The organism is Paraburkholderia graminis (assembly GCF_003330785.1).
In the GTDB taxonomy this organism is placed as follows: Bacteria; Pseudomonadota; Gammaproteobacteria; order Burkholderiales; family Burkholderiaceae; genus Paraburkholderia; species Paraburkholderia graminis.
On sequence record NZ_CP024935.1, the window covers coordinates 84,398 to 110,566 of the forward strand.

At 62.3% G+C, this 26,169-nt stretch carries 23 protein-coding genes; 11 read left to right on the top strand and 12 right to left on the bottom strand.

The features are described from left to right. Positions 1-33 precede the first annotated feature (33 nt). Positions 34-2,130, top strand: coding sequence for a TonB-dependent receptor (locus CUJ91_RS18605; RefSeq protein WP_107710918.1), 2,097 nt, complete (start codon positions 34-36; stop codon positions 2,128-2,130). A gap of 17 nt (positions 2,131-2,147) precedes the next feature. Here the strand turns inward: CUJ91_RS18605 and CUJ91_RS18610 are convergent, their stop codons facing one another. Both CUJ91_RS18610 and CUJ91_RS34435 read right to left on the bottom strand, forming a co-directional pair. Further along, the gene (locus CUJ91_RS18610; RefSeq protein ID WP_006047679.1) at positions 2,148-2,378 is read right to left on the bottom strand and encodes a hypothetical protein; all 231 of its coding nucleotides are present in this window, start codon (positions 2,376-2,378) and stop codon (positions 2,148-2,150) included. An 11-nt stretch (positions 2,379-2,389) separates the two neighbouring features. Beyond that, positions 2,390-2,566 (bottom strand): hypothetical protein, encoded by a 177-nt coding sequence (locus CUJ91_RS34435; RefSeq protein ID WP_006047680.1) that lies wholly within the window; start codon positions 2,564-2,566, stop codon positions 2,390-2,392. 217 nt (positions 2,567-2,783) lie between these two features. Here CUJ91_RS34435 and CUJ91_RS18615 point away from each other — a divergent pair, with 217 nt between their 5' ends. Then, entirely contained in the window at positions 2,784-3,194 is a 411-nt protein-coding gene (locus CUJ91_RS18615; RefSeq protein ID WP_114156818.1) for a hypothetical protein, read from the top strand. A 67-nt stretch (positions 3,195-3,261) separates the two neighbouring features. Here CUJ91_RS18615 and CUJ91_RS18620 read toward each other — a convergent pair whose 3' ends face one another. The 6 genes from CUJ91_RS18620 to CUJ91_RS18645 form a co-directional block, all read right to left on the bottom strand. Beyond that, positions 3,262-3,450 (bottom strand): hypothetical protein, encoded by a 189-nt coding sequence (locus CUJ91_RS18620; protein WP_006047682.1) that lies wholly within the window; start codon positions 3,448-3,450, stop codon positions 3,262-3,264. Between the two features lie 812 nt (positions 3,451-4,262). After that, a complete protein-coding gene (locus CUJ91_RS18625) occupies positions 4,263-4,988 on the bottom strand; it encodes an aspartate/glutamate racemase family protein (RefSeq protein WP_006047683.1) in 726 nt (241 codons plus the stop codon). Continuing rightward, positions 4,985-6,211 carry a DUF917 domain-containing protein gene (locus CUJ91_RS18630; RefSeq protein ID WP_114156819.1) on the bottom strand — a complete coding sequence of 409 codons (1,227 nt, stop codon included), beginning with the start codon at positions 6,209-6,211 and terminating at the stop codon, positions 4,985-4,987. The genes CUJ91_RS18625 and CUJ91_RS18630 overlap by 4 nt, the downstream gene beginning before the upstream one ends. Beyond that, positions 6,201-8,519: a sigma-54-dependent transcriptional regulator gene (locus CUJ91_RS18635; protein WP_006047685.1), complete on the bottom strand. Its 2,319-nt coding sequence runs from the start codon at positions 8,517-8,519 to the stop codon at positions 6,201-6,203. Before CUJ91_RS18635 ends, CUJ91_RS18630 begins: the two co-directional genes overlap by 11 nt. A gap of 563 nt (positions 8,520-9,082) precedes the next feature. Beyond that, positions 9,083-9,493, bottom strand: a complete 411-nt coding sequence (locus CUJ91_RS18640; RefSeq protein WP_114156820.1) for an RcnB family protein — start codon at positions 9,491-9,493, stop codon at positions 9,083-9,085. 151 nt (positions 9,494-9,644) lie between these two features. Beyond that, positions 9,645-9,893, bottom strand: a complete 249-nt coding sequence (locus tag CUJ91_RS18645) for a hypothetical protein (protein ID WP_006047687.1) — start codon at positions 9,891-9,893, stop codon at positions 9,645-9,647. A 368-nt stretch (positions 9,894-10,261) separates the two neighbouring features. Between CUJ91_RS18645 and CUJ91_RS34440 the strand changes: the two genes are divergently transcribed. Continuing rightward, entirely contained in the window at positions 10,262-10,429 is a 168-nt protein-coding gene (locus CUJ91_RS34440; RefSeq protein ID WP_114156821.1) for a hypothetical protein, read from the top strand. Between the two features lie 25 nt (positions 10,430-10,454). Here CUJ91_RS34440 and CUJ91_RS18655 read toward each other — a convergent pair whose 3' ends face one another. Further along, positions 10,455-11,360: a LysR family transcriptional regulator gene (locus CUJ91_RS18655; protein WP_114156822.1), complete on the bottom strand. Its 906-nt coding sequence runs from the start codon at positions 11,358-11,360 to the stop codon at positions 10,455-10,457. A 113-nt stretch (positions 11,361-11,473) separates the two neighbouring features. Here CUJ91_RS18655 and CUJ91_RS18660 point away from each other — a divergent pair, with 113 nt between their 5' ends. From CUJ91_RS18660 to CUJ91_RS18680, 5 genes are all read left to right on the top strand, one after another. Next, complete coding sequence (locus tag CUJ91_RS18660) at positions 11,474-12,502, top strand: DUF1338 domain-containing protein (protein WP_114156823.1); 1,029 nt, start codon at positions 11,474-11,476, stop codon at positions 12,500-12,502. A 37-nt stretch (positions 12,503-12,539) separates the two neighbouring features. Next, entirely contained in the window at positions 12,540-15,575 is a 3,036-nt protein-coding gene (locus CUJ91_RS18665; RefSeq protein WP_114157990.1) for an FAD-binding and (Fe-S)-binding domain-containing protein, read from the top strand. 80 nt (positions 15,576-15,655) lie between these two features. Beyond that, positions 15,656-17,155, top strand: coding sequence for an L-piperidine-6-carboxylate dehydrogenase (gene amaB / locus CUJ91_RS18670; protein WP_107710924.1), 1,500 nt, complete (start codon positions 15,656-15,658; stop codon positions 17,153-17,155). A gap of 148 nt (positions 17,156-17,303) precedes the next feature. Further along, positions 17,304-18,476, top strand: coding sequence for an NAD(P)/FAD-dependent oxidoreductase (locus CUJ91_RS18675; protein WP_114156824.1), 1,173 nt, complete (start codon positions 17,304-17,306; stop codon positions 18,474-18,476). A gap of 50 nt (positions 18,477-18,526) precedes the next feature. Then, positions 18,527-19,744, top strand: coding sequence for an aminotransferase-like domain-containing protein (locus CUJ91_RS18680; RefSeq protein ID WP_114156825.1), 1,218 nt, complete (start codon positions 18,527-18,529; stop codon positions 19,742-19,744). On the opposite strand, the gene CUJ91_RS18685 is transcribed toward CUJ91_RS18680, so the two are convergent. The 3 genes from CUJ91_RS18685 to CUJ91_RS18695 all read right to left on the bottom strand — a co-directional run bounded on the left by CUJ91_RS18685 (position 19,741) and on the right by CUJ91_RS18695 (position 23,250). Further along, complete coding sequence (locus CUJ91_RS18685; RefSeq protein WP_006047695.1) at positions 19,741-20,832, bottom strand: LacI family DNA-binding transcriptional regulator; 1,092 nt, start codon at positions 20,830-20,832, stop codon at positions 19,741-19,743. The two genes, CUJ91_RS18680 and CUJ91_RS18685, sit on opposite strands and share 4 nt — an antisense overlap. 107 nt (positions 20,833-20,939) lie before the next feature. Then, positions 20,940-21,890: a dihydrodipicolinate synthase family protein gene (locus tag CUJ91_RS18690; protein WP_053859648.1), complete on the bottom strand. Its 951-nt coding sequence runs from the start codon at positions 21,888-21,890 to the stop codon at positions 20,940-20,942. A 40-nt stretch (positions 21,891-21,930) separates the two neighbouring features. Further along, positions 21,931-23,250 carry an MFS transporter gene (locus CUJ91_RS18695; RefSeq protein ID WP_114156826.1) on the bottom strand — a complete coding sequence of 440 codons (1,320 nt, stop codon included), beginning with the start codon at positions 23,248-23,250 and terminating at the stop codon, positions 21,931-21,933. A 408-nt stretch (positions 23,251-23,658) separates the two neighbouring features. On the opposite strand from CUJ91_RS18695, the gene CUJ91_RS18700 reads away from it, so the two are divergent. The 3 genes from CUJ91_RS18700 (at position 23,659) to CUJ91_RS18705 (ending at position 26,129) form a co-directional block, all read left to right on the top strand. Next, the gene (locus tag CUJ91_RS18700) at positions 23,659-23,865 is read left to right on the top strand and encodes a hypothetical protein (protein WP_029971549.1); all 207 of its coding nucleotides are present in this window, start codon (positions 23,659-23,661) and stop codon (positions 23,863-23,865) included. 165 nt (positions 23,866-24,030) lie between these two features. After that, positions 24,031-24,204 carry a hypothetical protein gene (locus tag CUJ91_RS34445; protein ID WP_165919888.1) on the top strand — a complete coding sequence of 58 codons (174 nt, stop codon included), beginning with the start codon at positions 24,031-24,033 and terminating at the stop codon, positions 24,202-24,204. Between the two features lie 782 nt (positions 24,205-24,986). Next, entirely contained in the window at positions 24,987-26,129 is a 1,143-nt protein-coding gene (locus CUJ91_RS18705) for a porin (protein WP_006047700.1), read from the top strand. Positions 26,130-26,169: the final 40 nt, after the last annotated feature.

Consider the following 26,169-nt stretch of genomic DNA (forward strand, 5'->3'; position numbering starts at 1 on the left):
GGCCGACATAAAAAGACAATTCTCGAAAAGACCGTGAACAAAAAACCTCCACGCGCTTCCGTGCGCGCGCTTCGGCTGTCGCCGCTTTCCTTTGGGCTCCTCGCCGCGTTGGCTCATGCGCAGTCCGGCAACGTCAATCCCACGCAGAATTCGACGCAAGCGCCTGGCGGCTCGCTGGCGCCTGTCTTCGTCACCGCGAATCCGTTGGGCGAAACCGACCTGATCGCTCCGGCCACCGCGCTATACGGCGACGCGCTGACGCGGCGCCAGACGAACTCGCTCGGCGAGACGCTCAACGGCTTGCCTGGCGTCTCGACCACGACATATGGACCGATGGTGGGGCGCCCCATCATCCGCGGCATGGATGGCGACCGCATCCGCATTCTGCAAAACGGCGTGGCCGCGTGGGATGCGTCGTCGCTGTCCTACGATCACGCGGTGCCGCAGGAGCCGTTGACGATCGAGCGCGTCGAGATCGTCCGCGGGCCGGCAGCGCTGCTGTATGGCGGCAACGCGATCGGCGGCGTGGTGAACACGATCGACAACCGCATTCCGCGCGAGCCGATCAACGGACTGACGGGCGGCGTCGATGCCAGCTACGGCGGCGCAAACGATGCGCGCGCCGGCACGGCCCAGGTCGAAGGCGGCAACGGGCGCTTCGCGTTTCACGTCGACGCGTTCGATCGCGAGACCAGCAAGGAGCGCATTCCCGGCTTCGCGCACTCGGACCGCCAGCGCGCGCTCGACGGTCCCGATGCCAATGAGGCCTACGGCAGCCTGCCCAACAGCGACGGCCGCTGGCACGGCGGCGCGCTCGGCGGCGCCTATACGTGGGCCGACGGTTACGCGGGCCTGTCGTACAACGGCTTCGAGGCGAACTACGGCTCGGTCGCCGAAGACGACGTGCGTTTGCGCATGCACCAGGACCACGTCGCGTTTGCGTCGGAAGTGCGCAATCTGCGCGGGCCGTTCTCGCAGCTCAAGTTCGATTTCGGCTACACGGACTACGAGCACAAGGAGATCGACAACGGCGAGACCAGCACCACGTTCCGCAATCATGGCTACGAGGCGCGGATCGAGGCGCGTCATCGCAAGATCGGTCCGTTCGAAGGCGCGATCGGCGTTCAGCTCAGCCAGAACACGTTTTCCGCGTTAGGCGACGAGGCGCTCGTTCCGACGACGCAAACAACCAACGTCGCGCTCTTTGGCCTCGAAGAGTGGAACGTGACCGACGCGTTCAAGCTGAGCGCGGGCGCGCGTTACGAGCACGTCAAACAGCAGCCGACGGCAGCCGGCAACGACAAGTTCGCAAGCGCTCACGACCGGGATTTCAACGCAATCAGTGCGTCGCTCGGCGCGCTCTACAAGCTGACGCCGGTCTGGTCCGTGGCGGGCAATGTCGCTTATACCGAGCGCGCGCCCGCGCTCTATGAGCTGTATGCAAACGGTCCGCACGACGCGACCGGTCAGTATCTGATCGGCAACCCGGATGCGCAGAAAGAAAAGGCCGTGTCGACCGACCTGTCGCTGCGTTTTGCGAGCGGTCCGAACAAGGGCAGCGTCGGCGTGTTTTACAGCCGCTTCAAGAACTATCTGACCGAGTTCAACACAGGGCGCCTCGTGGACGACTCCGACCAGGTCGTCGCGCCCGGCACCGACGATGCGTTGAACGAAGCCGTCTATCGTGGCGTTCGCGCGGAGTTCTACGGCATCGAACTCGACGGCAAATGGCGCGTGTTTCAGAAGGGCGCGCATCAGGTGGACGTGGAACTCACCGGCGACTACACGCATGCGCGCAACATGGACAACGATCAGCCGCTGCCGCGCATTTCGCCGTTGCGTGCGACGCTCGCCGTCGACTACGGCTACGGACCGTTCGGCGCGCGTGCCGAACTGCAGCACGCATGGGGACAGCACCGCGTACCCGAGAACGATCTGCCGACAGCCAGCTATACGAAGCTCGGCTTGCTCGTCACCTACAAGTTCCGCGTCGGCGCGACGGACTGGCTCGCCTATCTTCGCGGCGATAACCTGACGAACCAGGACATTCGCTATGCAAGCTCGGTGGTCCGGGACATTGCGCCCGAGGGCGGCCGAAGCGTGATGGTCGGACTGCGCACGACGTTCTGAGCCGCGCGCCGATTCGGTCACACGCGGCGCTTTTTCCACGCGTAGTCTGGCGGCGGATCGGCGACGCCCGGCCGTCCCACCGAATTCGGATTCTCCGAGCACAGCGTGACGAAAGACACGGACTCGCCGCGCGACTGACGGCGTCGCAACGTTTCGGTGAACGCCAACGCGTCCGCCATCGCATCGGCGGGAAACGACGCGCAGCGCGGCACGATGCCGTCGTCTATGGTCTCCGACCAATAGACCATGTAGACCGGCCTCACGGAGCAGGCGACTGGCTGCCGGGCGTACCCACGCCGGGTATATCGCGCACGGGCTGCTGGTCCGGCTCGAGATCCGTTTCCGGGAGCGACTCGGGCGTGCGGGCAGGCGGCGTACCGCGACTGACTTCGGACTGCTGGGGATCGGGTTTGTTGGGCGCGGGTGTTTCGCTCATCGGTGGCTCCTTGCAGTGCTGCGATTGAAGTGAGGCTGTCGTATGCGCAGCATCGGCTATGCCGACGCTCGGCCAACCGGTCCGCCGAGCGCGCGGACATCGTCCGCGAATCGCGCTTTCTCAGTTATTACAACGGCTTGTAAATTCCACGCCGGCAACGCAATGCGCGCGGCGCCTTTACAATTCAGCACTTCAATCCGACAGACGAACATGCGCGATGAGATACCACTTTGCATTGACCTTGGCATTCACCTTTGCGACGGCCGTCGCAGCGAGTGCGGCCGCTAACGCGCAAACGCCCGCGAGCGGCGACACGGGCGCGCTGCAATGTGCGATCGGAAAAGTGACAGGCGTCGGCGGCTCGGAGCAGAGCGTGCGCGAATACCTTGCGACGCCCGGGCGCGATCAGTATCGCTACCTCGCCGATCATCCGATTCAATGCCGGATCTCCGACGAAGGCCGCGCGTCCGCGTGTACCGGCATTACGACGCTTCGCCGCGAACAGGTGAGCGTGTACGACCAGATCGACAACTCGTTGACCGCCGTGGTTGCGCGCGTCGACCTCGATCACGGCACGTATCCTATCCTGATCGTCGTGCCGAGCAAGGACGTGCAGTGCCAGGAGTGAGTGGTGAGAGTGCGCCGCCTTTCGTCGCCGGCAACATGCTGATAAGAACGCTTGCCTGAAGGCCGGGTTATTCGCTCAGCTCAGCGACGAGACGCGACAGACGATCGAGGCGCTTGTGATACATCGGCGCCTGCGGAGAGCTCTTCAGATGTTCGATGCGGTCGCGCCAATAGGTCGGCGGAAAAGGCTTTTGCGATGCCCATGCGATCACGCGCTCCAGATGAAGGAGCTCGTTTTCCAGAATGTGGTGATGCATTGTGAACCCCCGTGGGTGGCCAGCCTTGGTCTATTCGCGGCGTCGCTAACGGTCTGACGCGGCGTGGACTGCTCGTGCAGCTTGCTCTTTGCGACTACTGCAAAGGACGAGCCGCCGTTGCTGCTCCCGTAGGCGCAGACAACGGCGGCCAGACCAACCCCGCAGCGGATCGTCTGGTACATAGCCAAAAGATTTTCCGCCATTCAGTGCGTTGCGACTCGAGCTGCTTCTCTGTGGAAGCATGCCTTCGCGATGTTTCGACACTGTCACTGCTACAGCACAGCCCTCTCTCAATCTGGTGCCGACAACCTTTTGCTATCGGCGAAATTGGCGCATCACACTCGTTCGTATAACTAACCGAATCATCGCGATCATGTGCGGCGATCGCTCGGTTAGCGGCGGCGCGACGCAATCTTGTCTGGTCTCTCAGGCGCCCTGCATTTCGGACGAATTCGTTGGCATTTCTTTGGGCTCAAGGCCACGAGCATTTGTATAAGCAATGACCGTGCCATTCGCCGATGCGGCTGTGCGTAGGGCATCGGCGAAATTCGCTCGATGATTCTGGTCAAACCCGTCCAGGTACAGCCCTAAAAGTGGACGTTTTCGTCCAGGTGGCCATGCAAGGGGCGTGGAGCGGCGATTTCGTCCGTTAGGATCGAAAGGCGAGGGCGCGATGGACGCAAAGCGAAGCCGAAAACGGCCAGAACGCGGCCACAAAGCGGCCACGGCGGGGACATCCGGCGGGGCGACGAAGCGCCGCGCCGGACCAACTGAAACGAACTGGAAAGAACTGGAATAAGCAGACGCGAGACCTACGACTGCAGGCTGACCTTGCTGTAAGTCAGCCGGCTCGGGCGCAACTGCATGCGCACCAGCGAGACGAGGAAGCTGAAGCCCGCCTGATTCGGATCGATGACCGGCACGAAGCCGCCCATTTCGTCGCTCAACATTCGTGAGACGCGGCTCGCGACGTCCACGAAACCGGTGCAGCCCAGCAGAATGGATTGCGCGCCGTCCTCCTTGATCGCCTTCAGCGCGGCTTCGAAGGTGCGGATGATGACGACGTCGATATCCTCCAGTTGCGCGACCGGGCAATTGATCGCGCGAATCGACGCGAACGTATCCTCGATGCCATAGGTCTGCGGATGAGCGCGCTGCATCGCCAGCGTGCTTTGCAGGATCGTGACGATCGAGAAGCGCTGGCTGAGCGCGAGCGCCGTGAACGCCGAAGCCGGAAAGCCGCCGATGATCGGAATGTCGATCACCTCACGCGCGGCTTCGACACCGCACATATCGAAGTCGGTCAGCCAGATGCCGTCGAAGCCGTCGTTGGCGATGGCTTGCGCGAGCTCGACTACGGGCATGCCGTTTTGCAGCCAGTTAGTGCGGTTCTCGATGTCGGGATGCCCTTCGGCGATGTTGCGAATCTCGACATGCACGTCCGGCGGCACGACCGGCGCGATGGCCTTCATGATGCGCTCGTTGTATTGCGACGTGGCGACGGGCACGAGCACGCAGATGCGAATGGGCGAGTTCAAGATGCCTCTCCGTTGCGCGCGGATTGCAGCGACTGCAGTGCTTCAAGCGGCACATACGGGCCGAGGTAGTTGAGCGAGTTCAGCAACTGCATGAAGCTGTCGAGAATCAGACCGGGCTTGCGCAGTTCGGCTTCGGCGCGCCATGCGATCAACGTCACGGGACGCTTGCCGATCGCGGGATTCAGCGAGCCATCGGCGTTCACGAGATCGCCGTTGCTGAACACAGATTGACCTTCCCCGCCGACGTAATACGCGACGCTATCGGGCGCGAGCACGATCGGCTGCGGACGTTCGCTGTCCCATACGAGCAGCGACTCGTTCTGATACATCACCGTGTAGGTACGCTGCCCGGCCTGAATGCGGATCTTGCCGACGTCGAAGCCGCCGCTCGTGTCCACTTCCGCGGAAACCAGTTCGCCCGGCTCCGACACGGCACGCGCCGCAAGGCCGCAATATTCGACGAGATAGTCGGTCATTTGCCGCGCACTGCCGATTCCTCCCGCGTGCAACGCGCGCCCGAGTTTGAGCGCGCGTGTCAGCGTGCCGCGGATCGGCGTCGCGCGGCCGATGTCGGCCGGTTTCATGACCCACATCGCGAGTCCGCCGAACTGCCCGAATTCCGGATCGGCGACAACGGGACGCATCATCTGCTCGACAATCGCTGACACGTCGCGCTGATGAGTCGGCGCACCCGCATTGCCGCTGCGCGGCGTCACGTCGAGTTCGACGCACAGGCCGCCCTGGCTCACGAGGAACGCCGGCCGCGGGTCGATCTCCGCGGCGGCGAAGGTGAGCATCGGCAAAGAAGGCACAGCGCGGCCCGCGCCGTCGGCGTCGATCACCGCGAGGCCCAGTTTTGCCGCCACCAGCGCGGCCACGGTGAAGCCGAGCGCGCCGCTTTCCGGCGGCATGACGTACGCGAGTTTCGTCGATTGCGACGCAAGCCGTGCCTGCACATTCTGCACGGCCGTCACCGGACCCAGCGGATAGGTCGCCGAATTGATCGCTTCGGGCGCGCCGAGATACGCGACCATGACGGCCGCGCCCTCGGTGGCTTCTTCAACGGACACGACCTTCACTGTGTCGCTCGGGTAGTAGTCGCCGGCGACGAAATGCGCGGCCAGATGCCGCGCGGATTCGATCGTGCCGCCCCCGCCACTCCCGAAAAAAGCCGCGCCCAATAGCAGCGGCTCCAGATCTTCCCGGCGTAGGTCAAATGCCATTGACGATTCCTTTAGTGTAGTTATCGAAAGAACTCTGTTGCTGAAGTTCGGCAAGCAGTTTGGCCGCGCCCGTGACGCGCGGCGTGGCGTCCGCGGGCAACGAACGCAAGCCGCGCTCAAGCGTCTCGATCGCTTCCGGCACGCGATCAGTCGAGCGCAGCAGATCCGCGAGGTAGTGCGCCGCGTCCACGCGCGCGGGCACCGAGCCGAACGCGAGCGCGGTCGATAGCGCGGTGCGCAGGCCCAGTTCCGCCGCGTTGACATCGCCGAGCGCCCATTGCGCGCGTGCGCGCGTGACCAGCAGCTTGCCGAGATAGACACGCTCCTGACGAGCGAGCGTTTCATCGATCGCGGCTGCGAGCATTGCTTCGGATTCCTTTGCACGTCCAGCGCGCAGCAGCAATTCCCCGTGATGCCACGCCTTGAACGAATAGAACAGCGCGCCGCCATTGCAGACGACGTGATTATCGTAGCCGTCGAGCATGATCGTTTCCGCTTCGTCGGTTTGACCGAGCGCGCTCAGATGACAGGCACGCAGCACCTGGCCGACGCCGCGATAGAACGCAAAGCCGTACGCGATCGACACCGATTCGAGTTCGCTCGCGAGCCGGCCGAGCCGCTCGACGTCGTCGAACAACGCGGCGAGCCACGCGGCGCCCTGCAAATTGACGACGTGAGCGAGCGCGTGCACGCCCGGCTCCGACGCGCGCAGAATCAGCATCTCCATCGCGCGGCGTGCCTGCGCGAAGGCGCCGATCTGATACGCGGCGAGTCCTTCGAAAGTCAGCGCGAGACTCGCGAGGTCGATGCCTTGCGAGCCGGTGCGCACGTCGTTGCGTCCCACGCCGAGCAGATTGCCGCGCGCAAGACACGCAAGCGCTTCCTCGCTGTCGCCGAGCCAGAACAGCGTGTTGGTCATCGCGACGTGCGCTTCGTCGAGCGAGACGCGGTCGCCGCCGTTTTGCGCGCGCTCCAGCATGTTCTGCGCGGTCGCGCGCGCCTGCTTCAGTTCGAGCGTGGTCAACTGCGTGGTCCAGATGCCGAACTGGATCGCGGCGATTTCCGCGGGCGTGCAAACGCCTTCGCCGATCGCGAGCGCCGCGGCGTAGCACGCGGTGGCTTCCGCATACAGCCAGCCGTGCACGCTGCGCAAACTCATCCCAAGCAGGCGATATGCGTCGAACTGCAAGCGGCGCACGGCGCCCTGTTCGTTCGGCGTTTGCAGCACATCGAGGCAGCGGCGCAGCGGTGGAATCGCTTCGGCGAATTTCGATTCCTCGATCAGCGCTCTCGCATGTTCGAGGCATTTGCGCGCTTCGCGGTGATGTTCTTCGCGCGACTTCAGACGCCGTTCGATGGTCTTGCGGCCCACGCCGAGCAACGTCGCCGCCGCGCTCTTGTTGCCGCTCGTGCGTTCGAGCGCGCGGTCGATCAGCAAATCTTCCGCGGCGCCGAGCTTGTCGCGGCCTTCGAGTTGCAACAGCATGTCCGCGAGACTGGCGCGCGACACCGGCCCGCTCGCCTCGTTGGCGAGAAACGGCTCGAGCGTATCTACGTCGATCTGCGTGGTTTCGGCAAGCACGCTCAACTGGCTGATGAGATTGCGCAATTGCCGGATATGACCCGGCCACGGATGTTGCGAAAGACGCCGCAGCGCGGTCGGAGAAAACTCGAGGCGGCGCGTGTGCTGTGAAGCGAAGTGGTTGACGAGCGCGGGAATGTCTTCGACGCGCTGTTCCAGTCCGGGCACCGCGAGGACGAACACCGCGAGCCGGTAGAACAGATCCTCGCGAAAGAGTCCCTCGCGTGCGAGCTCGCGCAGGTCGCGATGCGTTGCGGCCACCACGCGTCCGCCGAAGTGAAGGTTGGTCGTCGATCCAAGCGGACGGAAAGTGCGCGTCTCCAGCACGCGCAGCAGTTTCGGTTGGAGCGCGAGCGGCAACTCGCCGATTTCATCGAGCAGCAGCGTGCCTTTGCCGACCTGCTGCAACAGCCCCTGGCGATTTTCGCCCGCGCCGGTGAACGCGCCTTTGACGTGCCCGAATAGTTCGGCTTCGACGAGATGCTCGGGAATCGCGCCGCAATTGACGTCGACGAAGGGTTGATCCTGGCGCTGGCTGTGCGCGTGAACACGGCGTGCCACGAGTTCCTTGCCGGAACCGGTCGGGCCGAAAATCAGCAGCGGATGATCGGTGGGCGCGACGCGATCGATCATTCGAACCAGTTGGCGAAACGCCGGCGCGCCGCCCACGAAGGAGCCGGATGCGGCTTTGTCGTGAGCGAACGGAACGACAGGGCTATAACTCATTTAACAAGTACGCTCCACATGATCCGCGTGCGGCGCTACGCGGAGAGTGCCGTCAAGCGACGGCGGTCATGCATCGATCTGGTGTCTGGCGAAACTTCCGATTCCGCTGTCGGAATGTTCCGCCCCAAGGAGAGACAGAGTATGACGGCTTGCTGTCGATGTTGTCTTTCGAAATTAATCCTTGTGCCGGTGGACTTGCGCGTGTCGTCACAACGTCTCGCGGCGCTGACGTAAAGCGCCGCGCATGTTGGATCGCGAGTTGAAATTCTGCATATCGGACGAGTTACAGCGGCTCGCTGCAAGCGCGCCAACGTGGCTTGTATGCATGACGGATATAACGGCGGCGCGGCGACGATTCTTTAGGAGCTGGACGGAATTGCGCAAAGATAGCCGCTTGCGTGGCCGAGGTACGAGGCGAGAGCGTTTGAGCAGTCACTGCGACGCTTCGGTTTGCGTTAAACCGCGTCGGGCCTGCCGCCGAAATGTGACGAGCGGGCGATGTGTCATCGCCACGCTCAAGGGATGTTGAACGGCCGCATGCAGCGGCCGGATGATGTTGCCGCTTACGGTCCGACTCGCAGAACGACGCCGGTGGACAACTGCACCATCAGATAGTCGCCGCCGATGCCGACCCACGAATAACCGCGCGGCGGCGGCGCGAGCCGATACCCGCGCCAGTCGTCGATAACATACTGACGGTCGCGGTATTCGGGAGGCAGCCGATCACCCTTGCGCCAATGTCCGGGCGCGTTCGCCGAGTTGCCAGGACCGTCGGGATTGTGTCCCGGCGGCATCGGCTTATGGCCGTGGCTGTCGTAGCTATCGTGACCCTTCGGTCCGTTGCCGTGCTTCGATCCCTGCCCGTGATCTCCGCCGTGGCCGGGCTTGTCATGCGGCGGCTGTGCAAGCGCGAGCGGCGATGCGAGCATACCCGCGGCCATCATCGACACGAGCAATAGACGGGATTTGTTCATTAGTTCGTTCCTGTGAAAACGTGGCTAAAGGTTAACGACGGGTTAACGAAGCGCCGGAACCACCGCGTTGGCATCCGCGATACGGACAATGCCGCGCGCCCAAAATTCCTTTGGAAAACTTGCGCGCTTTATTGTGGCGTATTGTGGATTATTAGCTCGTGCTGATTGCAACGCCGTGAGCGTGGCTATTCGAGCTTTGCGCTTCAAGTTCGTCCAGTTGGAGCAGAAGGACGTCGATAGAACGCAATTGCGCATTGGTCAGGTGCTGGGAATCGAGCAGTTGATGAAGCCGCTCGCGCCAGTAGGCGGCCGGCAGAATGGGCCCCGCGAGATCTCCGGCCATTGATGCACTCATGACTCGCGCAAGATGCGCGATCTCCAGGTCGATTAGCGTGTGCATGCCTCACCTCGCAACGTTCGTTCTTGTTGTGTAACCAAGAGCTACTAAACCTTAGTCCAAATGCGGCAAATAACCAATTCGATCGGCTATTAACCACGCCGCTAAAGCGCGGATGCTACGTTTTAGCTCACTCAGAAAGCATGATATGCGAGCCGCGAGTCCCAGTCTCGCCCGTTATGACAAAGAATGTCAAATCGGCCGAAGTTACCGTCCGTTTCAAATTGGCCGATCTCTTTTACGTAGAGTTTCCATATCCTTCAGGGCACAACAACGATGATGGAGGAATCGCCAATGAAAACCGTGTTTAAAACGCCGACGTGCGTGCTTGAATTTCCGCTTGTCGCGCAAGCCCTTCGTCGGGGAACCTCATGAAAAAAATCATTTACCTGCTTGCCGCAAGCACCGCGCTGTTGAGCGGCTGTGCGCTTTATGTGCCCGATTCGCCGGGTGTTGTCGTCGTGCCGCAAGGCCATCCTCAGGGCGGTCCAGGCAATGGTTTCTGTCCGCCGGGACAGGCGAAGAAGGGGAACTGCTGATCGTGAGGGAGTCGGTCCGCGCGCATCAGCGGCTTTGCGCGTTGTACGCGGCGGCTTCCTCGAGCAACCATGTCCTGAACAGTTCCAGTGGTTTGCCGTGACTGAGCTCGGTTGGATAGACCAGGTAGTACGCGGATTCTTCGACCGCCGTGGCCGCGAACGGAATCACCAGACCCAACTGCGTCAGTTGTTCGTCGACGAAAAATTTGGGCACCAGCGCGATGCCGAGCCCTGCGGCGGCCGCGCTGATCAGCATCGAATGCAGTTCGTAGCGCACGCCCTGCATCGTGGCGTTGTCTTCGACGCCGAGATTCGCGAACCAGCGCGACCAGGCATCGGGGCGCGTGGTGGAATGCAGCAGCGGATAATTCAGCAGTTCGTGCGGCTTGCGGACGCGCTTTGCAAGCAACGACGGCGCACATATCGGCACGACTTCCTCGCCGAACAGATAGTCCGACGACGTGCCTGGCCACGTGGGCTTGCCATAGTGAATGGCGGCTTCGAAATGCGACTCCTCGAACGAGAACAGGTCCGTGCGAATGCCCATGTTGATTCGAACGTCCGGATTGCGGTCGTTGAAATCCTTCATTCGCGGAATCAGCCATTGCGACGCGAACGTGGGAAGCACCGCGAGTTCGAGGTAGCCGCCGCCGCTGCCGTGCGCAATGATGGACAGCGTGTCGCGATCCAGATTCTCCAGCGCGCGGCGCACCTGTGTGCCATATAGACGTCCGGCGCGAGTCAGCATCACGCGCTGCTTCGAGCGAACGAAAAGACGCACGCCGAGATTCGATTCGAGCGTCGCGATCTGCCGTGAGATCGCGCTCTCCGTGAGAAACAGTTCCTTTGCCGCATGAGTGAAGCTTTCGTGCCGCGCGGCGGCTTCGAAGGCGAGCAGCGCACTCATGTTGGGAATCTTGAACTTGCGCATGTTAGTTCCGAAAAGTCATCAAGTGACAATTTAATCTCGCTTTACGAGGTGCGCAACAGTTTGAATAATGCGGTTCACGTATGTCGGGCCAGCCCGTAGTGAGAGAAAAACCAATGCGCAATTCGAACGTTGAACGCCTGTTATTGAAGCTGCTGGGTCCGGAAAAAACGGAGTCGCTCTTTACGACGCTGACATTCCCAACCGCACTGAGCGACTGGGAAGACGGCACGGTCACGCGCGCCGAACTCGCCCAGGCCATGAACATGGCGCTGTTCGAAGACCTGCTCGAGCGCTCGCCGAATGGCCGCGCTTACACGACCGAGGCAATCGCGAACGGCGGTTCCGTCTACTTCGATCACGGCGCGTTGCGCACGGTGCGTTGGGAGAACAACGGCGCATTGCCGCCAGGCGAGGCGGCGTTTACCCGCATCCTCCGGCCGCTTGGCTTCAAGCTGAATGGCCGTTATCCGCTCGACAAACTGGGCATGACCGGCCGCGCGTACGCGCACGAAGATGCACCGGACGAAATCGCGCAGTTCTTCGTGAGCGAGTTGCATCCCGAGCGCTTCTCCGCGGAATTCCAGCAGGCGGTGACGAATGTGGTGAGTTCGTCGAAAGATCCGTTGACGCCGCTCGCCGTTTCGCAGCTTTGGGAGCTTGAGCGCGAAGGCTCGCTTCCTATGGACGCGGCTCACAAGCTGCTGCCGGTGATTGTCGGCGCGTTTGCGCGTCAGCACGATGTGCCGAACGAGGCGGACTACGAAGTGCTGTTGCGCGAATCGGCGGAAATGGCATGGATTTCAACCGAAGGCAATGCGTTCAATCACGCGACGGATCGCGTCGAAGACGTCTTCACGCTTTCGGACGAAGAGAAGAACAAGGGCCGGCCGATGAAGCCGGAGGTCGAGCGTTCGCGCTCCGGCCGCGTGTTTCAGACGGCCTATCGCGCCGATACGGTCGAGCGTCAGTTCAGGTCCGTCGGCGGCAAGCTCGTCACGCGCGATGTTCCGGGTTCGTTCTACGAGTTCATCACGCGTAAGCGCACGTTCGATCAGGCATCGCGTAGCTGGGTGACCGATCTGCGTTTCGATGCCGGCAACGCACAAGGCATTTTCAAAATGACCGCGAACGCGGCGCAGTAGAGTGGATAATGCGCTGAACGAAACGGTCGAGGGAGCGATGAGCGACGCACCCGCAAATGCATCAAAGCCCGCCGCGCCGTTGCCGGCCGCACCGTTCGTCGCAAGCACGCGCCTGCTCGAACACGTCCAGGCCGATCTGCGCGCCGCGCTGCGAGGCGAAGTGCGCTTCGACGCGGGCTCGAAAGCGTTGTATGCATCGGATGCGTCGAACTATCGGCAGATTCCGTTGGGCGTCGTCGTGCCCGCGGACGTGGACGATCTCGTCGCAGCACTCGAAGTCTGCCGCCGCAACGACGTGCCGTTTCTGACGCGCGGCGGCGGCACGTCGCAAAACGGGCAGTGCATAAACGTCGCGGTGGTAGCCGACACGAGCAAGTATGTGAATCGCGTCGTCAGTGTCGATGCGCAAAACAGAAAGGCGCTTGTCGAACCGGGCGTGATTTGCGACACGCTGCGCGATGCGGCCGAGGAACACGGCCTCACGTTTGCGCCGGACCCTGCCACGCATAGCCGTTGCACGCTCGGCGGAATGATCGCGAACAACTCATGCGGCGCGCACTCGGTGATGGGCGGCAAGACCGTCGAGAATATCGAAGCATTGGAGATTGCGACGTATGACGGCGCGCGCTTCTGGGTCGGCCCGACCAGCGACGCGGAACTGGACGACATCATCGCGACAGGCGGACGCCAGGGCGAGATCTACGCGAAGTTGCGCGACTTGCGCGACCGCTACGCCGAGCGCATTCGCGGCGAGTTTCCGCAAATCAGACGCCGCGTGTCCGGCTTCAATCTCGATCAGTTGCTGCCGGAAAACGGCTTTAACGTCGCGCGTGCGCTCGTGGGCACCGAGGGCACCTGTGCGGTGACGTTGCAAGCGAAGGTGCGTCTCGTGCATAGCCCGGCGTGCCGTGTGCTGCTCGTGCTCGGTTTCAACGACATCTATACCGCCGCCGATGCCGTCCCGCACTTCAACCGTTTTTCGCCGATCGCGATTGAAGGACTCGACCGCGCGATCATTCGCGGCTTGCAGGCGCGCGGTTTGAAGCGCGACGAAATCTCGCTGTTGCCGGACGGCGACGCATGGGTCGTGCTCGAATTCGGCGCGGACACGGTTGCCGATGCGGTCACGCAAGCGAACGACGCGGCTGCGTACTTCAAGTCAGGCGCGGCGGGCGCGGATATCAGCGGGCTTGTCGTCGAAGACAAGCACAAGCTGCAGAAGATCTGGTCGATACGCGAGACGGGCGCGTCGGCGGTCGCTTTGTCGATCGATCCGTCGAAGCCCGACCCGATTGTCGGCTGGGAAGATGCGGCAGTCGATCCGCTGCGGCTCGGCGATTATCTGCGCAAGTTTCAGGCGCTCGTGGACCGCTTCGGTTACGAGACGTGCCTGTATGGTCACTTCGGCGACGGCTGCGTGCATGCGCGCATCACGTTCGATATTCGTACCGCCGAAGGCGTCGGCAAATGGCGAAGCTTTCTGCGCGAGGCGGCGCAACTGGTGGTCGATTTCGGCGGCTCGCTATCGGGCGAACATGGCGACGGCCAGGCCAAGGCCGAGTTTCTGCCCATCATGTATGGGCCCGAAATCTTGCAGGCGATGCAGGAATTCAAGGCGATCTGGGACCCGCTCAATCGCATGAATCCCGGCAAGGTGGTTCATGCGTATCGCGCCGATGAAAACCTTCGCATGGGTCCCGCTTATAAGCCGGTCACGCTGACAACGAAGCTCACGTTCGCGAGTCGCGAGGGCGACGGTATGCAGCGCGCGGTGGAACGCTGCATCGGCATGGGTAAATGCCGTTCGCTCGACGGCGGCACGATGTGCCCGAGTTTTCGCGCGACGCGCGAGGAGAAGTTCTCGACGCGTGGCCGCGCGCATCTGTTCTGGGAAATGCTTCAGGGCGAAGTAATCGAGGACGGCTGGAACAGCACCGAGGTAAAAGAGGCGCTCGACACCTGCCTCGCGTGCAAGGGCTGCAAATCCGATTGTCCGACGCATACCGACATGGCCTCGTACAAGGCCGAATTTCTGTCGCATTACTACGAGCGGCATCGTCGGCCGCGTCAGGCGATGTTCATGGGCCGCATCGGTCAGTGGGCGCCGCTTGCGAGCCGCTTCGCGCGCGTGACCAATTTGATGACGTCGGCGAAACCGCTGGCGTACATCAGCAAGTGGATCGCGGGCGTGGCTCGCGAGCGGCATCTGCCGGTCTTTGCACCGCGCACGTTCCGCGCTACCGAGGCGCGTCGCGTGAAGGTCGGCAGCGCCGCGGCAAATGAGCCTTCACGCAAGGTCATTTTGTGGGTCGACACGTTCAACGACCACTTCTCGCCCGAGATCGCGACGGCCGCAGTCGAGGTGCTGACGCGCATCGGCTATCACGTTGTATTGCCGCGCAAGCGCCTTTGCTGCGGCCGGCCGTTGTACGACTATGGGCTGCTGGACGAAGCGCGCACTCTGCTCCGCAGCGCCGTGAATGAACTCGCCGACGACATCGAAGCCGGTGTGCCGGTAGTCGGACTCGAACCCGGATGCCTGTCCATCTTCAAGGACGAACTACTCAAGCAGCTTCCCGACGACCCTGTTGCAAAGAGGTTGTCGGACCAGACGTTTCTGTTCGCCGACTTTGTCGCGCGCACTGATTTCGAATGGCCAAAGCTCGACGCGGATGTCGTCGTGCATGGACATTGCCATCAGAAGTCGATCTTCGGCATGAAGGGCGACACGGCATTGCTCGACAAACTGGGCGTGCGCTGGACGCTGCTCGATGCGGGCTGTTGCGGCATGGCCGGCTCGTTCGGTTTCAGTGCCGACCACTACGAACTGTCGATGAAAATCGCCGAAGACAAGCTCTTGCCGCTTGTGCGCAACGCTCCCGCTGAAGCGATTGTCGTGACGAACGGCTTTAGTTGTCGGGAGCAGATCGAGCAGGGAGCGGGCCGACAAACGCTGCATATCGCGCAGTTGGTCATGAAGGCGCTCGAACCGATGCCGCAGACGGCGCCATTTCCGATCAGAAATGACGGCTCGCAGCCCGCGCACGCCGCGCAACCCACGCCGCACGCTTAGTGTTGCCGCCTAAAACCGGGGCGTGTATAGTTTCCGAACGTACCAAAATTTCGTATTGGAAATTCAAAGAGGTCTCAATCGTGAAAGCATCGACAATTCTCTCCGAACTCGGCATTTCCCACCTCGCGGAAGCGGGCGACATCGCCGTTCACTCGCCGATCAATGGCGAACTCATCGGCCGCGTCGCGAGCAACACGGTTGCCGACGTCGACGCCGCGCTGGCCAACGCGCAGAAGGCTCATGCAAGCTGGCGCAGCGTGCCCGCGCCGCGCCGCGGAGAGTTGGTGCGCCTGCTCGGCAACAAACTGCGTGAGCAGAAGCATGCGCTCGGCAGCATCATCACGCTCGAGACCGGCAAGATTCTTCAGGAAGGCCTCGGTGAAGTGCAGGAAATGATCGACATCTGCGACTTCGCGGTCGGCCTGTCGCGTCAGCTTTACGGCCTCACCATCGCGTCCGAGCGTCCGGGGCATCGCATGGCTGAAACGTGGCATCCAATGGGCGTGTGCACCGTCATTTCCGCGTTCAATTTTCCGGCGGCCGTGTGGTCGTGGAATGCGGCGCTTGCGCTCGTGTGCGGCAATGCGGTGATCTGGAAGCCGTCCGAGAAAACGCCGCTCACCGCGCTTGCCGTCGACAAAATCCTGCAAGACGCGTTGAAGGAATTCGGCGATGCGCCGGAAGGCCTGACGCGCGTCGTCAATGGCGGCCGCGATGTCGGCGCGAAACTGGTTGCGGACCCGCGCTCGAATATCGTCAGCGCGACGGGCAGCACGGAAATGGGCCGCACGGTCGGCGTCGAAGTGGCGCGCCGCTTCGGCCGCTCGATTCTCGAACTCGGCGGCAATAACGCAGGCATCGTCTCGGGCACCGCCGATCTGGAACTGGCGCTGCGCGGCATCGTCTTTTCGGCGGTCGGCACGGCAGGTCAGCGCTGTACGTCGCTGCGCCGCCTGTTCGTTCACGAAAGCGTGTACGACAAGGCCGTCGAGCGACTGAAGACGCTCTATAGCAAAGTCGTGATCGGCAATCCGCTGGAGCAGGGCGTGCTGATGGGACCGTTGATCGACGAGCAGTCGTTCAACCGCATGCAGGCCGCGCTGGAGCAGGCGAAGAGCGAAGGCGGCAAGGTATTCGGCGGCGAGCGCCACGCGGTGGCCGGCAACGAGAAGGCGTTCTATGTGCGCCCCGCCATTGTCGAGATGCCTTCGCAAACGCCGATCGTACTGAAGGAAACCTTCGCGCCGATTCTTTACGTGCTGAAGTACAGCGAATTCAATGACGCGATCGACGGCAATAACGCAGCCGTGCACGGCCTTTCTTCGTGCGTGTTCACTACAGACCTGCGCGAAGCCGAGCGATTCCTGTCGGCGTCGGGCAGCGACTGCGGTATTGCGAACGTGAACATCGGACCGAGCGGCGCGGAAATCGGCGGCGCGTTCGGCGGCGAAAAGGAAACCGGCGGCGGGCGCGAATCGGGCTCCGACTCGTGGAAGGCGTATATGCGCCGCGCGACCAACACGGTCAACTATTCGTCGGCACTGCCGCTTGCCCAGGGCATCGACTTCAATATTGGTTAAGCGGGTTTCTTTGCATATAACGGCCGTTGCGAGACGGCCGTTTTTTTAAGCCGGCCCCGCTTTTGCGGGTCTGTCGGGCAAGGTCGATTACTCTGCGTCGGCTGGCGTTTTTTGAAATCGCCTCGCCGTGTGCAATCGGGAGCAAGTCTTGAGTTCTCAAGTCGTTATTGTCGGCGGCGGCGTTATCGGTAGTTCTATCGCTTACTTCCTGCGCGCTTCCGATCCGACGGTTTCGGTGACCGTGATCGAGCGCGATCCGAGTTATGCGAGGTCGTCGTCGGCGTTATCGGCCGCTTCGATCCGGCAGCAGTTTTCCACGCCGCTATCGATTCAGATGTCGCTGTACGGCATCGAATTTCTGCGCAATATCGGCGAGCTTCTCGAAGTGGACCGGAATAGGCCGTCGATCGATCTGCATGAAGGCGGCTATCTGTTTCTCGCGACGCCCGCCGGCGATGCAACGCTGCGCGAGAATCACGCGTTGCAGACGAGCCTTGGCGCGGACATCAATCTGATGGACCGGCAAACGCTGAAGGCGAGATTCCCGTGGCTGAATGTCGAAGATCTCGTGTCGGGTGCATTCGGCGAAAGCGGCGAAGGATGGTTCGACGGCTACGGGCTCGTGCAGGCGCTTCGCAAGAAAGCTCAGTCGCTCGGCGCGCGCTATGTCGCGGCCGACGTAACAGGCGTGGTTCGCGAGGGCCGCAAGATCACTGACGTAATCGCCGGCAATGGCGAGCGCTATGCATGCGATACGGTGGTGAATGCGGCGGGCGCGTGGGCGCGCAAGATCGCCGGCATGATGGACATCGACATTCCGGTGTTCGCGCGCCGCCGCAGCATTTTCAACGTGTCGTCGCCGGCGCGGCTCGAAGCTTGTCCGCTGCTGATCGACCCGACTGGCGTGTACTTCCGCCCTGAAGGAAAGACCTATATTTGCGGCACATCGCCGGGCGCGGATAACGATCCGGACGATCTGCCGCTCGACGAAGTCGACCACGCGCTTTTCGACGACGTCATCTGGCCGACGCTCGCGCATCGCGTACCGGAGTTCGAGGCGCTGCGTGTCGAGAACTGCTGGTCGGGCTACTACGAGTACAACGTGTTCGACCATAACGCGATCATCGGCTATCACCCGCAGATCGAAAACTGTGTGTTTGCCAATGGCTATAGCGGACATGGTCTTCAGCAAGGTCCGGCGACGGGGCGCGGTGTGAGCGAACTGATTCTGAACGGACGCTATGTGTCGCTCGATCTCTCTTCGTTGAGTTGGCAGCGCTTGCTGGAAAACCGTCCTATTGTGGAAAAGAACGTGGTGTAGCGCGCGTTTTATCCACGTAGTCTGATCGCCCGCTTCGAGCCCATCACAACATGTACGAATTCACCGCGCCTTTCCAGAATCCTTCGGGCTCTCCGATTCGCGAACTGTTCAAGTATCTCGGCGAGCCCGGCATGATTTCGTTTGCCGGCGGCTATCCCGCGAGCGATCTGTTCGATGTAGACGGTCTAAAGCAAGCAGCGGGCCGCGCGTATCACGACGCGAACCTGTGTCTTCAATACGGACCCACCGACGGGCTACCCTTACTCAAGCACCAACTCATCCAGTTGATGGCGCGCCGCAATGTATCGTGCGAGCCGAACGAGATGCTGGTCACAACCGGATCGCAGCAGGGACTCGACCTGTTGCTTCGCGTGCTGGTGAGTCCTGGCGATGTCGTGGTGACTGAGCAGCCTGCATATCCGGCGACGCTTCAGGCACTTCGGCTTCAGCAGGCAAAAATCGTTACGGTTCCCGTCGATGCACACGGCCTCGACGTCGCCCGTCTCGCCACGCTTCTTGCGTCCGGTACGTTTGCGCGACCGAAGCTGCTCTACACTGTCCCCACGTTTGCGAACCCCACTGGCGCAACGATTACGCGCGAGCGCCGCATCGCATTGCTGAAGCTGGCGGTGCAGTACCGATTCCTTATCGTCGAGGACGACCCATACGGCGACCTGCGTTTTTCCGGCGAAGCCGTGCCGTCCATCCTTTCTCTTGCGTCCGAAGTCGACGGCGCGCGTGACTGGGTCGTTCATTTCGCGAGCCTCTCGAAGATCGTTGCGCCCGGCCTGCGTGTAGGCTGGACGATTGCACCCGCGGAAATCACGCGCCGTTGCGTGATCGCCAAGCAGACAGTCGACCTTTGCAGCGCGCCGTGGACGCAAGCCATCGCCGCCGAATATCTCGCCGACGGCGCGCTCGAACGGCATCTGCCGCGCATTACCGCAATGTACGGACGCAAATGCGAAGCGCTATGCAACGCACTGCACGCGCAACTCGGCGATGCGCTCGAGTTTCATCGGCCCGAAGGCGGCATGTTTGTGTGGGCGCGTTTGAGTGAGAGCGGCAACGGCATCGACGCGTCCGCGCTTCTTCAACGTGCGATCGGCAACAAGGTGATGTTCGTGCCAGGCAAGGCGTTTTTCGCGGACAACGTCGACGCTGCGTCGCTGCGCCTGTCGTTTGCGGCGCCGGGTATCGCCGACATCGAAGAAGGCGTAACGCGGCTCAAGCGCGCGTATGGCGAGGTGACGGCAGGCGGTGCTTAGCCGGCCGCGCGCGTAGCCGCCGGCCCCGACGACTCTCTCACATGCAGCAGCGCGCGCACTTCATGGCTGCGTTGCGGCCGCTTGCCGTCGAGCGCGTCGAGCAGATGTTGCGCGGTGAGCTGTCCGATTTCGTAGGTGTCCACACGCATTGTCGTGAGCGTCGGGCGAATCGCTTTGGATATTTCGAGGTCGTCGAAGCCCGTCACCGAGAGTTCATCGGGAATCGCAATGCCGAGTTCTTGCGCTTCACGCAGCACGCCAAGCGCAATGTGATCGTTGCCGCAGATGATCGCAGTCGGACGTTCGCATGGCGCTTCCCAGATCGCGCGCAGACTGCGGCGCCCGAATGCAATGGTGGATTCGCCTTCGCACATGTGTTCCGGCCGCACCGCGAGGCCGTGGCGTTCGAGCGTCGCGCGAATGCCGGCGACGCGCGCCTGCACGCGGTCGTTGTCGCGCGTCGGTTGGATGCACACAGCGAACGAGCGATGACCGAGGCCAATCAGATGCTCGGTCATCTGCACATAGGCGGCGAAATTATCGAAACCGATGCAAACGTGCGGGCTTTCCTTGCGATACGCGTACGTCACCGCATACGGCACGCGGTAGAGCCGCAACGCGTCGAAGAGTTCGGGTGGATGCGCTTCGCCGACCACGGCCATCGCCTCGGCGCCGCGCGCGAGCATCGCCCGCACCTGCACGAGCGCCTGCGCGGGATCGTAGTTCGAGCAGCCGAGCACGAGCGTAATGCCGCGCGCCGCGAACGCGGCCTGCATGCCGCTCACCTGCGACGCGAACACCTGATCGTCGAGCGTGGGAATGATGATGCCGGCAATGTGGCTGCGCGTGGACGCGAGCGCGCGGCCGGCGGCGTTGGGAAACCAGTTGAGCGTGACGGCGGCCTGCTCGACGCGCTCGCGCACGGCGGCGGATACTTTCTCGGGCTCGTTATAGACACGCGATACGGTCGCCGTCGAAACGCCCGCGAGCTTCGCGACGTCCGACAGCACCGTGCGGCCCGTGCCGCGGCGCACACGGTTCGTCTGGGTTCGGGCAGTGGAAGCGGGTGACTCGGGCGTGTCGGACATGAGTTCGAAAAGCAAACGCGAAGCGGGAAGCCTGCCATCTTACCGCCGCGCTTCGCACAGCGTAATCGCGGCGATGGAACGCATGGCGCGGCATAGCGCGCGCAGTACTAGCGGAGCGCCGCGATGCGCGCGCGAAAATGCTCGGTGCCGGCGACGATCTTGTCGAGGATCGCATCCAGCGCCCAGAACCGTTCGCGCACGTCGTAGTCGATCACGCGGCAGCGGATCGAGCCGAACGTGCCGATGCGCTGGTGGTACATCTTCGCAAGCGCGGGATAACCGAGCGATTCGCTGACGGCAGCCAGCACGAGGAACGTCGCGAGTTCTTCGGCGAGTGCGGGATCTTGCGCCGCGTCGTTGCGCAGCCATTTGTACAGGTCAGGATGGAAGTTCGTGAACACGCCGTTAAAGCCCGCGGAGCCGGCTTTCATCGCGTCCCACGCAATGGCCGCGTTGGCGTTGAGGATCTTCAGCGACGAGCCCTCTGCAAGTGCGACGCGGCGCTTGACCGTCGGCAGATCGCAGCTTACGTCTTTCAGCATGATGAAGCGACCGGTGTCGATGCAGAGCTTTAGTTCGTCATCCGAAAGAAGCCGTCGGTAGGGTGCGGGACATTCATAGAGACCGAGCGGCACGTCCGACGGAAGGCGCGCGAGCAGCCGCTCGAGATTCGCGGCGAATGCCTGCGTTCCTTCGCGAGCGGGGTCGAGTCTGTTGGTCACGAGCACGACGCCTTGCGCGCCCGTGGCCGCGGCTACGTTGAGTTCCTCGGCTTGCGCGTCCGGATCGTCGCTGATGTGGCCGGACACCACGACAGGAATTCTGCCCGCGACTTTCTCGACGACGAAGCGCCCCAGCGCGCCGCGCTCGGCGAGCGTGAGGAACTGCATTTCGCTCGACTGCGCGACTGCAAAGAGCGCATCCGATCCGTTCGCGATGTACCACTCGATCAGACGTTCGAGGCCGGGGTAGTCGATTGCGCCGGAGTCGTCGAAGGGAGTCAGCATCACCGGGACGATGCCTTCAATTGACGAGGTAGTTTGCTGCGCGTTTGTCATGGTGTGATGCTCCTGAAGTGGGTTCGTGAGTCCGGCGCGCTCATGCCGGCGCCTGCATCGGTTCGTTGGCGGCGGGTTCGTCGGCGATGGGTTTGCGCACCAGCAGCAGGTAACTCATTGCGCCGATGAACGCGATGCCCGCGGCCGTCAATAGCGCGGGCACGAACGACCAGGTCTGCGCGATGTAGCCGGTGAAGATGGGCGCGAGCGCACCGCCGAGAAAGCCGCCGAAGTTCTGGATCGCGCCGAGCGAGCCGACGCGGTTCGGCGGCGCGGCCGCTGTCGCGAGCGCCCACGAACTGGCGGACGCCGCGTTGGCCAGAAAGATCACCACGGAGATGCACACAATCGCGAGCGTATTGCTCTGCACGAGCGCGGCCGGAATCGTGAACGCGACCATGCCGAGCATCGCGATGACCACGGAATTACGGCGGCTCGCGACCGGGCTCGCGCTGCGGCTCGTGATGAGATCGGAGAACCAGCCGGCCGTGAGCGAACCGAGAAAGCCGCAGAAAAACGGCACCGACGCGGCCACGCCGGTGTGCATCAGGCTCATGTGACGCGCCATCGTCAGATAGCCGGGCAGCCATGTCAGGTAGACCCAGTTCAGATAGACGGAGCCGAAGAAGCCGATCAGCATGCCCCACGTCGTGCCGTGCGAAAAGAGCGACCGCCATTCCGCGAACGTGACGGTCGGCTGCGACTTGCGGTCCGCTTCGTCGCCTTCCAGATAGAGGCGCTCGGCTTCGCTCATCGTCGCTTTCGCCGGGTCGCGATAGAGCGCGAACCAGACGGCCGCGACGATCAGCCCCACGACGCCGGTCACGATGAACGCCCAGCGCCAGTGAAAATTCACGACCAGCACCGAGAGGCAAAGCGGCGCGAGCGCGGTGCCGAGCGGCGACGCAGAATTGAAGATGCCGGTCGGCTTGCCGCGTGCGCGCAGCGGAAACCAGTTGCTGACCACGCGAGCCGCCGACGGAAACTGCGGCGCTTCGCCGATGCCGAGCACGATCCGCGCAAGCACGAACCAGCCGAAGGTGGACACGAAGCCGCCGGCCACCTGCGCGAGCGACCAGACGATCAGGCCGATGCCGAGCAGCTTGCGCGGTCCGATCCGGTCGACGAGTCCGCCGACTGGCAACTGGAAGAGCGCGTAGCTCCACGAGAACGCGGAAAGCAGCAGGCCCATTTGCCCGAGCGACAGGCCCATGTCGTGACGGATCAACGGATTGGCGACGGCCAGCGTCCCGCGATCCAGATAGTTGACGATGCCGCTCACCATCAGCAGCGTGAGCGCCACGACCTGCGCGCGGCGGATGGTGGGCGGGGCCTGCTCGTGGCTCGGGGTTGCGCTCATGATCGTCGTCTCCGTTTCATGTTTGCGGTTTTGCTGGGCGACCGCGCCGATGCGATGCCGGGCGGGTGGATGTTTTGCGCGTGCTCGCGGGCGGCGCGCGGTGGTTCGGGGTTCTGGCGGCTCTTCCTGCTCTGCTGCTGCCGCAGTCGTTGCTACGTTCGGATGTTGTGTTAGCGCTTACATTACGAGTCGTCGGGCGGCGTTTAAACGCGGTGGCGCCCGCATCGAAGGTGGATTCGTCGCAATGATAGCGCTTACATTTTGTGTTGCACTGAGCGTGTGTGCAAGTCGAAAAACGCGGTTGACGGGTAAACACCGACCTCGAGCGCTAATAGGAACAGTGGCAAGCGCGGCACGCACCTTGCTAAAGCTCGGCGCACAGATAGAAGTCAAATAACGAGAACCGCCATGCCACAAGACCAGACCGCTACAGAGTTTTCACAGTCCCAGCCCGTGCTCGTCACGCCGTTGCACGGCGTCGTCGACAGTGCGCCGTCGCGTCAACTCAGCCTGCTGGCGTGCATCACGTTCTGCTTTGCGTGGCTGTTTGGGCTGGAGCCTTTTCTGACAGGCGCCGCCGATAATCCGACGACGTCCGGCGCGGATCGTCCTTAAAGGAATGTCGCCGCAGCAACGACGCGGGAAATTTCCGCTACGCGCAAGCGCAGTTTCTACATCGACGATCAAGGGCTTCGGCCCAAGCCGCTGAAGCGGCACACAGCGGGAATAGCCGTTGCGCGGCTCAGGGTGGGAGATGTTCCCATCCGCAGGAGGCTGACCATGCAAACCGATCCCACCATCGACCCCATTGCCGACCCGTCGAACCAGCCGCTCGATGCGCCGGAAGAGCAGCCACGTCCGTTGACGGACACGCCGCCCGACACCGATCCGCTGGCGCCCGGCAGTTCCCCGGAGGACGAGGACGCGCTCGGGCTGCCCGAAGACGACTCCTAGATCACGGAGTCCAGCCGACGGAATTGGGGAAACTACTCGTGAAAAGGCGAACGGCCGTGCCGTTAATGTAGATGGAAGGCTGTTCGATGCATTGCCGTCCGCTTTCAGCACCGGGTTTGTCACGCGGCGGTCGGCGCCGCAGTTCACCTCCGGGCAACGCCCGTGCTGAAGGCTTCACTTATCATTCACTTATCAGCATCGAATAATGTGAGTGCGGCGTCATTCCGCAACCGCAATAAGCCGCCTAATGGGCGGCTTTTCATTTTCTGCGCGAGAACTGGATACGGTTTTAATAGGCAATCCACGCGAGAAGACAGTATTAATTCGATTTAGTTCCCGGAATTCGTAAATAAACCTAACCGCGCATTACCCGCTGGCAATGCTGCTTAATTAATAAGCAGACTCCGCGAGCGGTTAATTGCCCGCCTGCTCCCCGTATTGCTTCGCGCGTATTACAACCTGTTGCATTTGCGCAACTTGAGTTATTGAAAAGTTGCAAATATTTTATGGCGAAGGCAGTCGGCCCGCCTGTCCCTTATTCCGGTTAATTCTCCAAAAACAATAACTTAGCGGAAACGGCCGTTCGATTATTGCGGATCGGGCAAGACCGTGTTGCGTGAATTGCGCGCGCCGCTATTAGGGTGACCCCCTACACTCACGCTTCGTTTCAAGGGTGCCCGGCCGTCCCAGAACGGGGCGGCGTCAAGGGCGGCGGCGCCTCCGTGCACCGCCGAGGCTGGTCCCGCTCCCCAACGAAAATTTATCGAACAGGAGTCCCACGCATGAAAAAGAGTCTCATCGTCGTTGCGGTTGCCGCATCGTTCGCATCCGTTGCTCACGCACAAAGCAGCGTTACCCTGTACGGCCTGCTGGACGCTGGCGTGACCTACACGAGCAACGTTGCTCACAACTCGAAGTGGGCAGCCGGCAGCGGCGGCATCGATCAGAGCCGTTTCGGTCTGCGCGGTTCGGAAGACCTGGGTGGCGGCCTGAAGGCAATCTTCACGTTGGAAAGCGGCTTTAACATCAACAACGGCCGTTTCGCTAACAACAACGGCATGTTCAACCGTCAGGCATTCGTCGGTCTGTCGAGCGCGCAATTCGGTTCGGTCACGCTGGGCCGTCAATACGACGCAGCGCAAGACTACCTGGCACCGCTGACCGCAACGGGCAGCTGGGGCGGCACGTACTTCGCGCACCCGTTCAACAACGACAACCTGAACACGAACGGCGGCTTCGCAGTCAACAACTCGGTCAAGTACTCGAGCGCTAACTACGCTGGCTTCACGTTCGGCGGCACGTACGGCTTCTCGAACCAGGCTGGCGCATTCGCAAACAACCGCGAATACAGCTTGGGCGCTGCTTACCAGTGGCAAGGTCTGCGTTTGGGCGCTGCTTACGCACAGCAGAACAACCCGGGCGCAACGAACGCAGCAGGCACGGCTAGCAACGGCGGCGCTTCGGACGGCGCGTTCGCAGGCTTGACGGGCAACTTCCGTCAGCGCGAATTCGGCGCGGCAGGTTCGTACTCGTTCGGCCCGGCAACTGTCGGTCTGGCATGGACGCAATCGCGTATCGACAACGTTGCAGGTGTTCAGCAATCGCTGCGCGCTAACAACTACGAAGTCAACGGCAAGTACAACCTGACGCCGGCTCTCGGCCTGGGCGTGGCGTACACGTTCACCGACGGCAAGGGCTATGGCGTTGCCGCAAACGGTGGCTCGACCTCGGTTCGTTACCACCAGATCGGCCTGCAGGCTGACTACTCGCTGTCGCGTCGTACGGACGTCTACGCTCAAGCCGTGTACCAGCACGCAATGGGCGACGGCGGTGTCGCTTCGATCTACAGCGGCGATATCACGCAAGCTCCGTCGTCGTCGAAGAACCAGACGGCTGCTACGGTCGGTCTGCGTCACCGCTTCTAAGCTTCACCAGAAGCTGCTTGTTGTACAAAAAGGTGCCGTT

What these genes read in the sequence shown, in the direction of transcription:
- CUJ91_RS18705 (WP_006047700.1), top strand. Translation starts at nt 24,987, where the DNA reads ATGAAAAAGAGTCTCATCGTCGTTGCGGTTGCCGCATCGTTCGCATCC.
- CUJ91_RS18635 (WP_006047685.1), bottom strand. Translation starts at nt 8,519, where the DNA reads ATGAGTTATAGCCCTGTCGTTCCGTTCGCTCACGACAAAGCCGCATCC.
- CUJ91_RS18655 (WP_114156822.1), bottom strand. Translation starts at nt 11,360, where the DNA reads ATGCGCAAGTTCAAGATTCCCAACATGAGTGCGCTGCTCGCCTTCGAA.
- CUJ91_RS34435 (WP_006047680.1), bottom strand. Translation starts at nt 2,566, where the DNA reads ATGAGCGAAACACCCGCGCCCAACAAACCCGATCCCCAGCAGTCCGAA.
- CUJ91_RS18615 (WP_114156818.1), top strand. Translation starts at nt 2,784, where the DNA reads ATGAGATACCACTTTGCATTGACCTTGGCATTCACCTTTGCGACGGCC.
- CUJ91_RS18685 (WP_006047695.1), bottom strand. Translation starts at nt 20,832, where the DNA reads ATGTCCGACACGCCCGAGTCACCCGCTTCCACTGCCCGAACCCAGACG.
- CUJ91_RS18630 (WP_114156819.1), bottom strand. Translation starts at nt 6,211, where the DNA reads ATGGCATTTGACCTACGCCGGGAAGATCTGGAGCCGCTGCTATTGGGC.
- CUJ91_RS34440 (WP_114156821.1), top strand. Translation starts at nt 10,262, where the DNA reads ATGAAAAAAATCATTTACCTGCTTGCCGCAAGCACCGCGCTGTTGAGC.
- CUJ91_RS18640 (WP_114156820.1), bottom strand. Translation starts at nt 9,493, where the DNA reads ATGAACAAATCCCGTCTATTGCTCGTGTCGATGATGGCCGCGGGTATG.
- CUJ91_RS34445 (WP_165919888.1), top strand. Translation starts at nt 24,031, where the DNA reads ATGCAAACCGATCCCACCATCGACCCCATTGCCGACCCGTCGAACCAG.
- CUJ91_RS18695 (WP_114156826.1), bottom strand. Translation starts at nt 23,250, where the DNA reads ATGAGCGCAACCCCGAGCCACGAGCAGGCCCCGCCCACCATCCGCCGC.
- CUJ91_RS18620 (WP_006047682.1), bottom strand. Translation starts at nt 3,450, where the DNA reads ATGCATCACCACATTCTGGAAAACGAGCTCCTTCATCTGGAGCGCGTG.
- CUJ91_RS18660 (WP_114156823.1), top strand. Translation starts at nt 11,474, where the DNA reads ATGCGCAATTCGAACGTTGAACGCCTGTTATTGAAGCTGCTGGGTCCG.
- CUJ91_RS18645 (WP_006047687.1), bottom strand. Translation starts at nt 9,893, where the DNA reads ATGCACACGCTAATCGACCTGGAGATCGCGCATCTTGCGCGAGTCATG.
- CUJ91_RS18700 (WP_029971549.1), top strand. Translation starts at nt 23,659, where the DNA reads ATGCCACAAGACCAGACCGCTACAGAGTTTTCACAGTCCCAGCCCGTG.
- CUJ91_RS18690 (WP_053859648.1), bottom strand. Translation starts at nt 21,890, where the DNA reads ATGACAAACGCGCAGCAAACTACCTCGTCAATTGAAGGCATCGTCCCG.
- CUJ91_RS18680 (WP_114156825.1), top strand. Translation starts at nt 18,527, where the DNA reads ATGTACGAATTCACCGCGCCTTTCCAGAATCCTTCGGGCTCTCCGATT.
- CUJ91_RS18665 (WP_114157990.1), top strand. Translation starts at nt 12,540, where the DNA reads ATGAGCGACGCACCCGCAAATGCATCAAAGCCCGCCGCGCCGTTGCCG.
- CUJ91_RS18610 (WP_006047679.1), bottom strand. Translation starts at nt 2,378, where the DNA reads ATGGTCTATTGGTCGGAGACCATAGACGACGGCATCGTGCCGCGCTGC.